The organism is Paenibacillus nanchangensis (assembly GCF_046543445.1).
GTDB lineage: Bacteria > Bacillota > Bacilli > Paenibacillales > Paenibacillaceae > Paenibacillus_AQ > Paenibacillus_AQ nanchangensis.
Window position 1 is genome coordinate 105,056 of the sequence record NZ_JBHOFD010000025.1, and the last position, 14,951, is coordinate 120,006.

Genomic DNA, 14,951 nt, shown 5'->3' on the forward strand with positions numbered 1-14,951 from the left:
GCTTAGGTCCGTTTAGTTGTCGCTCGCAAATACGGGTCGTCCGCTCCTGGCGGCGCCCCCGTTTTTTTGGAGGAGGAACCGAAGATGTCTTTTTTTAACCGCTTCAAGAAAAAAAATCAACCCGAACCGCGCCCCTTGTTCTACGATATCGTATGCCCTTACTGCTTCAGCAAATTCGCGCCGGAGGAAGTGGTGTTCCGGGCGATGCACAGCCGGGAAGACGACGAGAATTATGCTCTCGGCGAAGACGAGGCGCTTAATAAGTACCGCGAACGTTTTGGCCTCGATTCGGTTGGCGATGTGGAAGCCATTATCCGTCCAAGCGATATTCCGGAGGAATATCACCACTATACGGACCATGTGCTGGTTGGCTTAACCGACCGTTACGGCGTGCTTACCCGGCGGCGGTTGTGTCCGTTCTGCCACAACGAGCTGCCGATTACGGCGGGCAAGGTGCCGAGCAACATCATTTCGATCATCGGCGCTTCCCAGGTGGGCAAGTCGGTGTACATGACCTCATTGATTCATACACTTCAGCATACAACGGCGGGCCACTTCAATGCGGCGTGCATGCCGCTGAATGCGGAGATCAGCCGCAAATTCCGGACACTGTATGAGGAGCCGCTATTCGAGCGGGGTGATCTCCTGGCTTCCACCCAAAAGGAGAAGATGCAGGAGCCGTTTATTTTCCAGTTCGTTTTTAAGGATGAGGAGAAACCTCCGCTGACACTGGTTTTTTTTGATGTGGCGGGCGAAGGTATGGTCGATCAGGACTATCTTGGTCTGCATGGCCAGCATATCCGTAATTCGGCGGGGATTTTGTTTATGGTCGATCCGCTGCAGATCCGTTCGGTCCGGGACAAAATCCGCATTAACCTGGGCGACCGTCCGGGCGAGTGGGTGTCGCAGTATGATGAACCGCGCGATGTGGTGCTGACGCTGTTTGGCGATTTTATCGCCTACCAGGAGAAAAGCAAAACCGATATCCCGACAGCCGTTGTACTGACCAAAAGCGACATGCTCCATTCGCTGAAGGACGAAGACGGGGAATACATCAAATCGAACAGCAATGTGTTCAACAATTATGTGCACAAAAACCGGTTGAACCTGAACGAAATCGAAAACATCGACGGCGAAATCCGCCGTTTCATCGGCAGAGTCGACCGTCCGTTTAAGGACACGATGGATGTGTATTTCTCGAATACAGGGTATTTTGCGGTGTCCGCGCTCGGCAGTAATCCGGTGAATCAGAAGCTGGAGGGAGTTGTCAGCCCGATCCGGGTGGACGAGCCGTTCCTATGGCTGCTGCATAAGCTGAAATTCATCGAGGGGAGCGACGGACTGTGAACCGTTCGGAGGCGGCGGGAATCCGCCAGCAGATGTATACCCGCGCGCGCAGCGGGGTGTTCCGTACGGCCGAAGGCTTTGATACGGTAGCGAAGTCGGACTCTCTGGACAATACGTTTATCAAAAAAACGCTGCATCCGTTCTGCGTCTACGACGCGCCCGCGGAGCTTACGGCCCGGGGGGAAAAAGACGAGTCGCGTTATCCGGCTGCGCTGCATTTGTTCCACGCGGAAAACGGCGACACGGTCATCGGCCGCAGCGTGTATGTGGCGACGGATTTCACCGGCCTGCGCAGCGCGTTTTTTACGCATAACTTCATTGTTCCGGCTTCCCGGACGGACGAGATCGTTCACAAGTTCGGGGAGTGGCTGCATGCGGATTTTGCCGGCGGCTACGCCGGAGAGCCGGGCGGGACGCTGCCCGAGCTGGAGTCGGTTCCGGTCCGCAAGGACTGGAGCCGTCCGGACCCGTTAGCAGTGCTTCAGCCGCTAGGGGTGGACGAAACCCGGTTCAAAGCGCTGCTGCAGGCGGCGATGGCGTCGGTAGCCGGCAAAAAGAAAATGTACGTTACACTGGACGTTCCGGTAGAGGAACTGTCAGAGCGGGCGGCCGGGCTGACGGAGGTGCTGTTTGCCGCGCTGCCGTTTGAGTACCGGCGCAGACTTGGCGTGCTGACTTACGCGAACGAGCCGCAGAGCCGGAAGTTCATCCATTTGACCTTTGTAGAGAAGGGCGCACTGCGGCCCGGGGACCGGGCGACGGAAAAGGACTTTTTATTTGATTTTGCCGCCGGGCGGATGGTGAATGTCGATTTTGGCGAGACAAACGCGGGATATGCCGATTTTGCCTGGCGGATGCTGGAGAGCGGACGGACCGAAAAAATTGCGGACTACGGGCGTTTTGCAGAGCAAATGCTCGCCGGAGGCGGCGGGGAACGCCGGACCGATCCCGGCTTTTACAATGAATTGATCGTTTTTTACGAGATCGAGCAGGGCAGCGAGCGCCGCTATGAGGACAATAAAAGCGGGGTGCTGGCCGGACTGCTGGATTTCTTGTCGGTGCCGGGCGCGCTGGAAACGCGCATTCGGCTGAACGACCTGTTCCTTGAACGCTTCGACCGGGAGTTCGACGCCATCCGGCGGCAGGGGCTGCCCGAGCCGGAGGTGCTTGAGAGTTTCCGGAGATATTATCTGCTGGAAGGGCATAATTACCGCGCAAAAATCGTGGATTATTTCATTAACGCCATGCTGAATGCCGCGGGCGCGGATAGAGACGATCTGCTGGACACGGCCTACGGTATCGCCGAAGGCGAGCCGCTGCTGGCGCAGGCGCTGTTCGGGCGGCTGCTCGCCCAGCCCGTCTTCCGGAAACGGCTGTTTGAGCCTTATGTGGAATCCCGGCTTGCAGCCGCGCCCGATGCGGCCGACCTGGTGTCGCTGATCCGTTACTGGGGGCAGCTGGACCCGGCTGTGCTGGACGAGCCTGCGGTGCATGCCCACGCCGCGGATTATCTGCTGGAGAAGCTGCGCCGGGAAAGCGATCCGGCGGCCGCGGTATCCGCGATGCGGGAAGCGGCGGACAAAGCTGAAAAGACGCTGCGCCGCGGAAGCGCGGGGTATGCCGCCGCGCCGCTGATCCACAGCCTGCTGTCCGCGGCGGACCGCTATCTGCTGTACGCGCTGTCGCTGGATGATATGACCGTGGAGCAGCTGTTTGATCTCGGGTTTGTGCGGATGCCCGCCGAAATGGCGGAATGGCACCCGCCGCTGGACATCGAAGGGCAGCGCAAGGAAAAGGTGCTGCGCACGATGTTCCGCTGGTTTGGCGAAGAAGCGCCGGATGAGCGGATATTCGACGGCCTCACGCCGCAGGAGCTGGATATGGCCCAGCTGCTTGGCCGGCGCTGGCTGCGCGAAGCCCGGTCCGCCGAGCCGTTCGACCGGCTGCCGCTGGCGTATTATCACAGCAGCGGCAGAGAGGAAGGCCCGCTGGACTATGAGGCGCTGCTGGACCATATCCGGTCCAAAGCGGGGGGAAACAAGGATACCGTCTACCGCTTCCTCGCCTGGTCGCAGGACCGCCCTTTGTTTGCGCAGTCGAGGAAAAAGCTGTATCCCGGCTACCGGCGGGCGATCCTGAAGTATTTTGAACGGTATGACAGGGAAGCCTTCAAGGGCCGGGAGTTCCGAAAGGCTTATGCCGATCCGGCAGGCCCGGCGCTGCAGGCTGTATACACCGAAGCGAAAGGGGCGGCGGCTTCGCCGCTTGCACGGTGGATGCGGAAAAACCGATTTCCCGTCCTGATCTCGGGTTCGCTGATTGTGATTGTCCTGATTCTGGCGCTTGTGCTGCAGAATCTGATGAATTCGGACCGCCAAGCGGCGGCGCCGTCTGCCTCCGCTTCGCCGGTCCCATCGGCGGCCGCGGAGGTGGATGCGGCTGAAGTGTATCTCGCTTCCGGGGACTCAGGCGCACCGGAGCTGCTGTTCCGCTTCGCGGGGGCCGGCGACTGCCTGGCGTTCCAGCCGGAGAGCGTAACGGTGCACGGCGCGGCCGGAGAGCCGCAGTCGTACGCCGTGGAGGCGATGTCGGCGTGCGGGGAAGCGCCGGTGCCAAGCGCGGCGGACGGCGGCGGCGCAGGCGGCGATCCGGCGGCTTCCGCCGGTGCCGGTACGGCCTCGCCTGGCGCGACGCCGGACGCGGCCGGCGGGACGGACGCCGGCGGTGACGCGGGCGGCGCGGCAAGTGCAGGTACGGCCGCGGCGGGCGGGAGCGCCGATGGCGCCGGAGCCGGTGACGACGCGGCTGCGGTGACGGCAACGCCTGGCGCGACGCCGGATGCGGCGGACGGCACGGCCGGCGGGCCGGAGGGCACCGCTGCGCCGGAGGGCGCTGGCGCAGACGCTCCGGCAGCCAGCCCGGGCGCGGCAGCCGTATCGCCTTCGCCAGGCGGCGGCGCCCGCTATGACGTCCGGGTGCAGCTGGCCCCGGACGCGAAGCTTGCGGCGGGCGATATGATCACCGCCGACGGCTTTACGCTTCCGCTGCTGGCTGGCCCCGTGCCAGGCGGCGCGGCGCCGGTGACGGACCTGCCGGAAGCGGGCGCGGCGGCAACCGCCTCGCCGGGCGGCGCAGATGATGCGGGCGATGCCGGCGCGGCAAGCCCCGCCCCGTCAGCCTCGCCTGCGGCGGCGGAATAGCAGCCGCAGACTCAGGCGTGTACTAGGCGGAAGCTTGAAATCCAGAAGGCAATCCCCTGCCGGGAGAATCCGGCAGCAGGGATTGCTTTTTATTTTTTGAGGGGAAGAATTGGCGGTGCAGAATAAGCGGGAGAAATTGTAGACAGGGTCCGCAATAATAGCTATGATAAAAAGTAATGAAAATCACATAGCACGAAAAAAGAGGTGCGGACCTCCCACAGGTCCGCTTAAAAGGGAAGCCGGTGCAAATCCGGCGCGGTCCCGCCACTGTGAACGCGGAGCGGCTCTTCCGGTAAGCCACTGTTTCCGGCAAGGAAATGGGAAGGCGAAGAGAGGCGATGAAGCGTGGAGCCAGGAGACCTGCCTCTTTTTGTAACGGTTTTTTATTCTTCGGGGGGTAAGAATGAGAAACGCCCGTACGGTTGTCCGGATTGCAGACCGCAGCATTGGCATGGCTGCGCGCAGGTTCCGGCCGCCAGGCTACGCATTCTTCCGAAACCGCCCTAAGGGCGGTTTTTTTGCCGTTACGTGTGTTGATTAAAGGGAGCCGCAACCTTGTTCAAGTGTCAGCCAAAAACCGGTTCATCAGGCCGGTAGACGGCTCACGCTTGACCGCTCCCGGTGCAGCTGATTAACAGAAAGAGAACCAGTGAGCCCAGGCTGCGGGCCAATCCGCTGGTCAAACTGATGCAAAATCCATGATGGGAAAGAGAGGCTGATTATGAAAAAGCTGTTGACCTCCAGGCCGTTTGCGCTTGGACTGGCTATCCTGATGGTCATTTCGGTGTTGGGAACTTCCCTCGTGCCGAATGGGCGGGCGTACGGAGCGGCGGGAGAGCCGCAGGCATCCGGCGCGAAGGCTGCGGCCGAGCAGGGGACGCTTAAGCAGGCGGCCGATGCCGCTGCCAAATATGTGATCGAGCAAGGCGTTAATTCCGAGTGGGAGGCCATTGCGCTCGCTAAAGGCGGGTATCAAGTGCCGGACTCCTACCGCACGAATTTGGAAACGGCGATTAAAGATGCGGGAGGAAATTACCGGAAAATCACGGATTACGCTCGTATTGCGCTCGCTATTACGGCGATCGGTCAAGATGCGACAAAATTCGCAGGTTATAACCTGATTGAACGCATTTATAATTTCAAAGATATTACGCTGCAGGGCAATAACGGCCCGGTATACAGCCTGCTGGCATTGGACGCGGGACACTACAACGTGCCGGCCGATGCGAAGTGGACAAAAGAGAAAATCCTCGAAACCATCCTCAAGGGACAAAATGAAGATGGAGGGTTTGCTCTTTATGGCACCGTAAGTCAGCCGGATATGACAGCGATGGTGCTGACAGCGCTGTCCAACCATTGGGATCAACCAGAGGTGAAGGCAGCCGGCGAACGTGCGGTCGCCTGGCTGGCGAGCCATCAGCAGCCTCATGGCGGATACGGCACCGATAGCGAAAGCGTATCGCAGACGATTATTGCCTTAACGTCGGTCGGCATTGATCCTGCTGGTCCGCAATTTACAAAAGATGAAGGCAATCTGCTGGACAGACTGATGAGCTTCCGGATGGCAGACGGCGGATTCGCCCACCTTGCGGAGTACGGATCGGACGGTATGGCAACCGAACAGGCGCTTCAGGCGCTGGTTGCCTATCAGCTGTTCAGCGGCGGACAAGGCGGCAAGCTGTACGACTTCAACCAGCCGGTCTCCCAGCAGCCTAAAGTTGCCGCTTCCTTAGCGATTGAAGGTCCAAGCGGCCAACTGGCGCAAGGAGACATTCAGGCGACGACCGCCATGGAGGCGCTTGAACTGCTGGCGGGCAAAGCCGGGCTCGAGCTGAATATTGAGCACCACTCATTTGGCGATTTTGTAAGTGGGATTGGCGGGATTACAGGGGATGACTATTCGTATTGGCTTTTTGCCGTTGTTCGCGGCGGGGAATGGATTTATCCAAGCGTCGGCATGAGCGCTTTCCGTCTCCAAGCGAACGATAAGATCGTTATCTATTTTGGCGGTATGGACACACAGCTGGTCCAATTCGTATCTTATGAACCGGCCCAGCCGGCAGCAGGGGAAACGGTAACCGCGAAGGTTACGCAGATCACCTGGGTGTATAACTCTGCAACCTCCACTTCCGAGCCAAAAATTACGCCTGCTGCCAACGCGAAGGTTGCGATTGCCGGGCAAACGGCTGTTACGGACGCACAGGGAGCGGCTGTATTTACAAACGGATTGCCTGAAGGCAGCCATACGGTAGAGGTTACCGGTTATCGGGAGGGGCAGACGCCGCTTCTGGTAAGAGCTGCTTCTAACGTCACGGTAGCAAAAGCGACTGAAGTGGTCACTTCCCTCTCCATTGAAGGGCCGAATGGCCCTCTTGCAGAAGGAAAGGTAGAGGCATCGACGGTCTTAGAAGCGCTGAAAAAGCTGGCTGCACAGAAACAGCTTAAACTGGACATTATAGAGTATCCGTACGGACCGTTCGTCAACGAAATCGGCGGCGTTGTTGGAGATGGCAGTAACTACTGGAAGTTTGCTGTCCAGCGTAACGGAGAGTGGATTGAACCGAGTGTGGGGATGGGTGCGTTCAAACCCCAGCCAAATGATAAGGTTCTGATTTATTTTGGCGGAGCGGACACACAAATTGTTGATTCGGTCAAAATTGAACCCGGTCAGCCTGTCGCCGGGCAGGACTTCAACGTAGTAGTATCCCAGGTGTATTGGCCGTATGACCCGGTCACTTATGAAAGCAAGAAGGTTGTTACCGCCGCGGCTGGCGCCAAGGTAACGGTTGGCGGCCAAACAGTAACTGCGGATACGTATGGAGCGGCTGCGATCAACGGACTTCCGGCAGGCACGTATGAGCTTACCGTTTCCGGCTTCCGTGAAGGTAAGGTTCCAAGCCTTGTGCGGCACAGCCAGCAGGTAACGGTTGTTCCGGCTCCGGATAACGGGGGCGGACAGCCCGGCGAAAATCCGGGTGAGAACCCTGGCGGCAATCCGGGCACCGGCAATCCGGGCGAGAATCCTGGCGGCAACCCGGGTACCGGCAATCCCGGCGAGAACCCTAATGGAAATCCGGGTACTGGAAACCCGGGTACGGGAACTCCCGGGGAGAAACCGGGCAGCGGCAATCCAGGCACGGGTAATCCGGCACCCAATCCGGCCAGCCAGAGAGTTTCCCTCTCTGTAACCGGCTATGGCGGTGATGTGGTTTACCCGACGACGGAAATCGCCGTACAAACAGGAGCTACGCCGTACAGCGTGCTGAAAGAGCAGCTTGGCGGGCGCGTCGTGTCGACAGGCAGCGGCTCTTCGCTGTATGTCATCTCGATCGATGGCGTAGGGGAATTTGATTATGGTCCAAAAAGCGGCTGGCTTTACTTTGTAAACGGCGTGAAGCCGGGAATCAGTGCCGGTAGCTATACACTAAGCGCCGGAGATGTCGTCGAATGGAGATACACCATTGACGGTGAAACCGGCATGAACGCTCTTGCGAGCGGAGCCGGCGGATCATCCACTCAAGCGGGAACGGTGGCAATTAATGAGAACAATACACTGCCCCTTAACAAAGTAGGCAGAACCACCAGCGTTGCGAACGCAGGTACACCAATGACGGCCGCGCAGGCTGCGGAGCTGGCGAAGACGCTGGCCGGGAATACGGTCGCCGCTTCGAAGGAAATCAGCCCGGGTGCGGCTGCGGTTGTCAAGGACAACATCGGTGAAGTAGAGCTGAACGTGCCGGCAGGTGCGTTAGCCGCAAAAACCACGATCTCGGTGCAGGAGCTGAGTGACAAGCGGGCTGAACTGGCGTCCGCCATTTATGAGTTCACACCAAAAGGTACGAAGTTTGCGAAGCCGGTAGATCTGTCTATCCGGGTGCCGGTCAATACATCTCATCCGGAGAACCTGGCGATGGCCTGGCTGGATGAAGCCGCCGGAAGCTGGATTCCGGTTCCATCCGTGCTGGATGTGAAGACCGGAACGATGACAGGGAAAGTAACCCACTTCACGAAGTTTGCGGTTGTCGACCGCAGCAAGCTGGAGACGGGACGCGCACAGCTGCAGGCGGATATCGCGGCTGCTGTGAAGCGTGTTGCCGCATCGAAGGAACTGAGCGACTGGCAGGCGCTTGCGCTGGCCCGTTCCGGAGCTGCCGTTCCGGCAGCCTATCTAAAGAGCGTGCAGGAGCAGCTTACTGCCAGCAAAGGCGAGTTCCGCAAGGTCACCGATTACGAGCGGATGGCGCTTGCTGTAGCAGCAGCTGGGGGCGATCCTGCCAGCATCGCAGGTTACAATCTGATTGAAAAAATCTACAACAACGCCAATATGACGAAGCAGGGCAGCAACGGTCCGATTTTTGCTTTGACTGTACTGGACAGCGGTAACTACACGGTTCCAGCAAATGCGGCCTGGACCAAAGACCGCCTGATTGACTGGATTGTCAAACAGCAGGGCACGGACGGCAGCTTCGCTTTGACCGCCGGAGAAGGCGGCAATGTGGACATTACGGCAATGGCGGTAGCAGCGCTGGCTCCGCACCGTGAGCGCGCTGACGTGAAGACGGCGGTGGACAAAGCCTTGAACTGGCTGTCTGCTGCGCAGGACGCAAACGGCGGCTTCAAACTTGCCGGCCAGGCCAACAGCGAAAGCGCGGCTCAGGTGCTGATCGCGCTGACGGCGGTTGGCTCCGGCCCGAACGACGCCCGCTTCGTGAAGCCGAACGGAACGCTGCTGAGCAACCTGGCCTCGTTCAAACGGGCTGACGGCGGTTACGCCCATGTGCCTTCCGAGACGGCCAGCAGCGACATCGCCACCGAGCAGGTACTGCTCGCACTGGTATCGTATGAGCGGCTCCTCGCAGGACAATCCGGCGTATACGCTATTGGTACAGACCGTCCGGCCGCGCCGGAAGCAGCTGCATTTGTTTTTGCCGATGAAGCCAAGATTTCGTCTTGGGCCTCGGCAGCCGTTCACGCGGTGTACGGCAAAGGATGGATGGAAGGCGTTGGCGGCGGAAACTTTGCGCCGAAGCAGACGATGACCCGCGCTCAGCTGGCCGCGCTGCTGGTACGCCTGACGAACGAGACGCCATCGGCGTCTGCGGCTTCTGTTTTTGCGGACGTGAAGCAGGATGCATGGTATTATGGATACGTGATGAAAGCCAAAGAATTGGGTTACATCAACGGGATATCGGCAACAGCGTTCAAGCCGAACGCACCGGTCACCCGCCAGGAAATGGCGGTTATGATCACCCGCGCCTTTAAACTGAACGCAAGCAGCACGGAGCCTGCTTACGGGGATGCTGCGAGCATTGCAGCTTACGCCCGCGATGCGGTTCGTGCGGTCAGCGCGAAAGGGATAATGGAAGGTACAGGCGGCCGGTTTGATCCTTCGGGCCAAGTGACCCGGGAGATGGCAGCAGTGATTGCCGACCGGCTGGAATAGTTTTTTTCGCGGAAAGTACAGGTAAGGGGTAATAGTTCAATTACGGAACGGGGGGAGCAGGGGCCTCCGTTCCTTCCCATTTTTGGAGGTGAACCGGATTTATGGCAAGAAAAAAGCTGCAATGGTTATATGCTGCAGGTTTAGCGGCTGTGCTTGTCATCGCGGGCGGTTGTTCGTCCGCTTCGCCTGAGGCGGCTTCAGACACGCCGCGCGAATCGGCTGCGGCTGTCGGCGGCAGCCCGGCTCCGGAGGCGTCGGCGGTGGCGGTGGCGTCACCGGCGCTGCCGACGGCTAGTGATGCGGCGCAGCTAGAGGGCACAGCGGCGCAGCCGGAAGGCGTTGCGGCTCCGGCGGGTGCTTCGCCTGCCGCCCAGGCGGCTGCACCGGCGGAGACGCCGGGAGCGGCTGCCGGAGACAACGCGGCTGCGGCCGCGCCGGCGAATCCGTCGGCAGCTGGAGCCGACGGCAAGGCCGCTTCGGCAGCGCCCGACGCCGGTGCGCAGGCCGCAAGCGCGGCGCCTGCCGGCAGTGCCGGCGCTGCGGCGAAGCCTGCCGCATCCAAGCCGCCGGCGGCGTCTGACGCGGCCCAAGCGGCGAAGCCGTCCGCCAGCGCAAAAAGCGGCGGCAATCCGTCGCCGGGAGCGGCAGCGGCCAAGCCGGCAAGCCCCAAGCCGGCAAGCACAAAGCAGCCGAGCCCACAGCCGAAGCCGTCTGCCGCGCCGCCTGCGCCTGAGCCAGCCGCCCAGCCGGCCAAGCCGGCACAGGCGAATACCGTCACGCTGTCCATTACCGGCAGTAAAGACCACGGCAGCATTTTAGCTCCGACGGTGGTGGAATTTGCAGAAGGCGATACGGTGCTTGATGTGCTGAAAAAGACGACCCGGGAGCATAAAATCCAAATGGAATACCGGGGCAGCAAAGGTTTTGCTTATATTGAAGGAATCGATAATTTGTATGAATTCGACGAAGGGCCTGAAAGCGGCTGGATGTACGCGGTGAACGGCGAGTTTCCGAACAAAAGCGTCGGGGTTTATTCGCTGCAGCCGGGGGATACTGTAGAGCTTAAGTATACCCTGAAGCTTGGAAAAGACCTTGGAGCCGAGCGGCGATGAACGGAGGATTCCGTTCGGTGCACCCGGCTGTGCTGCTGGTCTATTACGCGGGACTGCTGGTGTTCGCCGCTGTGCTGTTTCACCCGCTGTTTTTGGGGACGATCCTGGCATCCGCGCTTATGCTGTTCATGATGCAGGGCGAAGGCCGCAGATTGCTGCGTGGCGCGCCTTTTTATCTTTTGATTGCGGGTTCGGCGGTGCTGCTGAACCCGCTCTTTTCCCATCGGGGGTCACATATTCTGTTTTATTTGTTTGACCAGCCGGTGACGCTGGAGTCGGTGCTGTACGGATTGATGACCGGGATGACGCTGCTGTCGATTTTTCTCATCTTCGGCTCCTACGGCCTGAATCTGACCACGGACAAATTTATGTACCTGTTTTCGGCGGCCGCGCCCAAAACGGCGCTGCTGACCTGGATGACGCTGCGGTTCGTGCCTTTGTTCCAGCGCAGGCTTCACGAAATCGCCGTTATTCAGCGGACGCGGGGCGTCTCGGTCCATGAAGGCGGCCTGCGCAAAAGAATGCGGGACGGTATGACGATGGTCCGCGTGCTGCTGACCTGGTCGCTGGAGGAAGCCATGCAGACCGCAGACTCCATGAAAGCGCGCGGTTACGGGGTGCGCCGCCGTTCCGCTTATGCAGTGTACAAGCTGGACCGGAGGGATGTGCTGTGTCTGGCTGTCCTTGTTCTGTCGGGAGCCGTTTGTCTTGGCTTTTGGCTGGCGGGCAGAGGAAAAATGGAGATTTACCCGCGCATGCGTCCTGCAGTGTTTGGCCTGCCGGAAGGCATCATGTATGGGGCGTTTTGCTTGTTTAACGCCTTACCCTTGATCGTGGAAGGAAAGGAGAAGTGGTTATGGAGATCGTCCGCGCGGAACATGTCGGCTTCCGTTATCCCGGCAGCAGCCGCAGCGCGCTTGAAGGAGTATCGTTCGCCGTAAAAGAAGGGGATTTTGTGGTGTTGTGCGGCCCCTCGGGCGGCGGCAAAACCACGCTGCTGCGGCTGCTGAAGCGTGAAATCACGCCGGTTGGCCATATGGACGGTGGGCTGCTGTACCGCGGACGGTCTCTGTCGTCGCTGAATCCTGAAGAAGCGGCGGGGGAGATCGGGATGGTGTTTCAGCACCCGGAAGCCCAAATCGTAATGGATACCGTATGGCATGAGCTGGCTTTTGGCATGGAAAACCTCGGATTCCCCCCTGCTGTAATGCGGGCCAGACTGGCGGAGATCGCCCAGTTGTTTGGGTTGGAGCCTATGCTGCACAAGCCGGTGCATGAGCTGTCGGGCGGGCAAAAGCAGTTGCTGAACCTCGCATCAGTGCTCCTGCTGCAGCCCAAGCTGCTGCTGCTGGACGAGCCGACCTCACAGCTTGATCCGGTCGCGGCCAAGGAGTTCATTGAGCTGCTTCGCAGGCTGAACGAGGAAATGTCGATGACCGTGATCATCAGCGAGCACCGGCTGGAGGAGGTGCTGCCGCTGGCGGATCAGGTGCTGCTGCTTGCAGATGGCCGAATTCGGGCGTCTGGCACGCCGGCCGGGCTTGCGGCGCAAATCGGCGCTGAACGCGATCCGGCGCTGGCTTCCTATCTTCCCGCCGCGGCGCGGCTGTACCTGGACGCTGCGGGGTACGGAAAAGCGGAAGCCGCCCCGGGCAGCATCCCGCTTACAGTGCGGGAGGGGAAACGCTGGCTGAGCGGACAATTCGGCGCTGCTGCCGGGGAGCGCAGTTCGGGCACGGCGGCCATAGGTCCCCAGATAGACCAAGCTGATCCGCTTCTGCAGTGCAAAGGCCTGTCGTTCCGTTATGAGAAGGACGGGCCCGAAGTGCTGAAAAAACTGGATCTGAGCATATCCCGCCAGGAATGCCTGGCGATTCTGGGCGGCAACGGCGCTGGGAAATCCACGCTCCTGCAGCTGATGGCCGGCCTGCACCGGCCGCAGCGCGGTAAAGTTACGGCCGGCCGGGGAGTAAAGGTAGGCTATCTCGCCCAAAATCCGCTGCTTTATTTCAGCATGGACACCGTGAGAGCGGAGCTGGAGCACATGGCCGCCTATGCCAAAGCAGCCGATCCAGCGAAGGAGATCGGCGCATTGCTCGACCTGTTGGAGCTTCACGAGGTGGTAGACAGCCATCCGCTTGATATCAGCGGCGGCCAGCAGCAAAAAACCGCCTTGGCTATGGTGCTGCTGCTGCGCCCGGATGTGCTGCTGCTGGACGAGCCGACCAAAGGGCTGGACCCGGACGCCAAAGAGCATCTGGCTTCCCTGCTTGAAGGGATGCGCAGGGAAGGGCGGACACTTGTAATGGTGACGCATGACGTCGAATACGCTGCGCGCCACGCCACGCGGTGCGCCATGTTGTTTGACGGGGCGATTACAGCTGAAGGTCAGCCTGCCCGGTTTTTTGGCTCCAATTATTTTTACACAACTGCAGTGAACCGGATGGTGCGAGACTGGCGGCCGGAAGCGGTGACGATAGAGGATGTGAGCGAATTATGGAACGCAGACGATACCCGATTCTGATTGCGCTGCTGATATTTGTCGGCGGGCTTGGACTGGCTTCGGCGCTGAGGGACCGGCATTATATCCTGCTCAGCCTGGCGCTCGTCGGGGCGGCGCTGCTGCCCTTATTCCTCCGGGTGGAGCGCCGTCCGCTGGAGGCGAGAGAGCTGGTGCTGCTGGCCGTTCTGGCCGCCGTTGCGGCCGCCAGCCGGGTACCGTTCGCCGCCCTTCCGAACGTCAAACCGGTATCGGCGATCGTCATTTTGTCCGCTTACGTGTTTGGTGCGGAAGCGGGATTTATGATCGGGGCCGTGGCCGCGATTGTCTCTAACATGTACTTCGGACAAGGTCCATGGACGCCATGGCAGATGTTTTCCTGGGGGATGATTGGCCTGACGGCAGGTCTGCTGCGCAATACGCGTTGGATGCGAAAGCGGCCGGGTATGCTGGCTTTTGGTTTTGTCTGGGGGTTCCTGTTCGGCTGGATTATGAACCTGTGGCATTTAATCAGCCTGCCCGATGCGTTCAGCTGGCCGCTGGTGGTATCGGTGTACGGGGCGAGTTTTTATTTTGACCTGGCACATGCTTTGTCGAATGTGTTTTTCCTGTCCATCCTTGCCGGTGGCTGGATTAAGGTGCTGGAGCGGTTCCGCAACAAATACGGGCTGCTTCAGCGGGATTAAGAACGAACTTGAATAGATAAGCGGCGGCAGTTTTTGGACCCTAACAAGTCCTGGACTGCCGTTTTTTTATAAATAACTCAACTTTCGCAGAGCAAAAAACAGCTAAGCTCCAGTTGTAGCGTGGATTTAACCGCAATAAAGTAACCGTCTTGAAAAAATAGAAAAACACCGCTTCGCCCGCGGCGAACGCACGCTCGGCGTGCTATGTTATTTACGGTGCGATGAAGTTAGCACGTTAGACCGGGCAGTTGCCTTGGCGCAACTCATAGAACGGCTGAACGATATTGCGCGACTCAGGTTGGGAAGAAATGCTCCACCCTAATTCAAAGTCAACTCCAGCACTGGATCTCTGGTCTGCCCAGGTATCTCAAGCCGTATCAGCCGATCTCCGGTCTGCCCAGGTGATCTCAAGGCGTATCTGCCAATCTCATGCTGCGCTGCCGATCTCAGGCTGCGAAAGTTGAGTTAATAAAAGCAGCGGCGGACCAAGACTTGATAAACAATGTCTTAGACTGCCGCTGTTGTCGTTGAACGAACTCGAACGAATCCTCTCCTGTAACAGAACCGCAGCAGATTACCACCGAACGCGATACCGAGGTCTTTCCGGACCTAGAGGACGTTATTTCTGAAATTCTTGGGTTTTTGGGGTGCCTTGCGGACTCC

7 protein-coding genes and 1 riboswitch are annotated in these 14,951 nt (G+C 59.5%); all 7 genes read left to right on the plus strand.

The annotated features are described in order from the left end of the window. Positions 1-84 precede the first annotated feature (84 nt). The 7 genes from ACE6ED_RS19780 to ACE6ED_RS19810 all read left to right on the plus strand — a co-directional run bounded on the left by ACE6ED_RS19780 (position 85) and on the right by ACE6ED_RS19810 (position 14,288). On the plus strand, positions 85-1,347 hold the full coding sequence (locus tag ACE6ED_RS19780) for a TRAFAC clade GTPase domain-containing protein (RefSeq protein WP_410829000.1): 1,263 nt from the start codon (positions 85-87) through the stop codon (positions 1,345-1,347). Continuing rightward, positions 1,344-4,547 (plus strand): GAP1-N2 domain-containing protein, encoded by a 3,204-nt coding sequence (locus tag ACE6ED_RS19785; protein WP_410829001.1) that lies wholly within the window; start codon positions 1,344-1,346, stop codon positions 4,545-4,547. Before ACE6ED_RS19780 ends, ACE6ED_RS19785 begins: the two co-directional genes overlap by 4 nt. 185 nt (positions 4,548-4,732) lie before the next feature. Continuing rightward, positions 4,733-4,929, plus strand: a riboswitch (cobalamin riboswitch). Positions 4,930-5,268: 339 nt separating this feature from the next. Then, complete coding sequence (locus tag ACE6ED_RS19790; RefSeq protein WP_410829003.1) at positions 5,269-9,990, plus strand: S-layer homology domain-containing protein; 4,722 nt, start codon at positions 5,269-5,271, stop codon at positions 9,988-9,990. 101 nt (positions 9,991-10,091) lie between these two features. Beyond that, a complete protein-coding gene (locus tag ACE6ED_RS19795; protein ID WP_410829004.1) occupies positions 10,092-11,102 on the plus strand; it encodes a DUF4430 domain-containing protein in 1,011 nt (336 codons plus the stop codon). Further along, positions 11,099-12,043, plus strand: a complete 945-nt coding sequence (locus tag ACE6ED_RS19800) for an energy-coupling factor transporter transmembrane component T (RefSeq protein WP_410829006.1) — start codon at positions 11,099-11,101, stop codon at positions 12,041-12,043. The genes ACE6ED_RS19795 and ACE6ED_RS19800 overlap by 4 nt, the downstream gene beginning before the upstream one ends. Next, entirely contained in the window at positions 11,959-13,626 is a 1,668-nt protein-coding gene (locus tag ACE6ED_RS19805) for an ABC transporter ATP-binding protein (protein ID WP_410829008.1), read from the plus strand. The genes ACE6ED_RS19800 and ACE6ED_RS19805 overlap by 85 nt, the downstream gene beginning before the upstream one ends. Then, entirely contained in the window at positions 13,599-14,288 is a 690-nt protein-coding gene (locus tag ACE6ED_RS19810; protein WP_410829010.1) for an ECF transporter S component, read from the plus strand. Before ACE6ED_RS19805 ends, ACE6ED_RS19810 begins: the two co-directional genes overlap by 28 nt. The last annotated feature ends 663 nt before the right edge of the window (positions 14,289-14,951 follow it).

What these genes read in the sequence shown, in the direction of transcription:
- ACE6ED_RS19800 (WP_410829006.1), top strand. Translation starts at nt 11,099, where the DNA reads ATGAACGGAGGATTCCGTTCGGTGCACCCGGCTGTGCTGCTGGTCTAT.
- ACE6ED_RS19790 (WP_410829003.1), top strand. Translation starts at nt 5,269, where the DNA reads ATGAAAAAGCTGTTGACCTCCAGGCCGTTTGCGCTTGGACTGGCTATC.
- ACE6ED_RS19795 (WP_410829004.1), top strand. Translation starts at nt 10,092, where the DNA reads ATGGCAAGAAAAAAGCTGCAATGGTTATATGCTGCAGGTTTAGCGGCT.
- ACE6ED_RS19780 (WP_410829000.1), top strand. Translation starts at nt 85, where the DNA reads ATGTCTTTTTTTAACCGCTTCAAGAAAAAAAATCAACCCGAACCGCGC.
- ACE6ED_RS19810 (WP_410829010.1), top strand. Translation starts at nt 13,599, where the DNA reads ATGGAACGCAGACGATACCCGATTCTGATTGCGCTGCTGATATTTGTC.
- ACE6ED_RS19805 (WP_410829008.1), top strand. Translation starts at nt 11,959, where the DNA reads ATGGAGATCGTCCGCGCGGAACATGTCGGCTTCCGTTATCCCGGCAGC.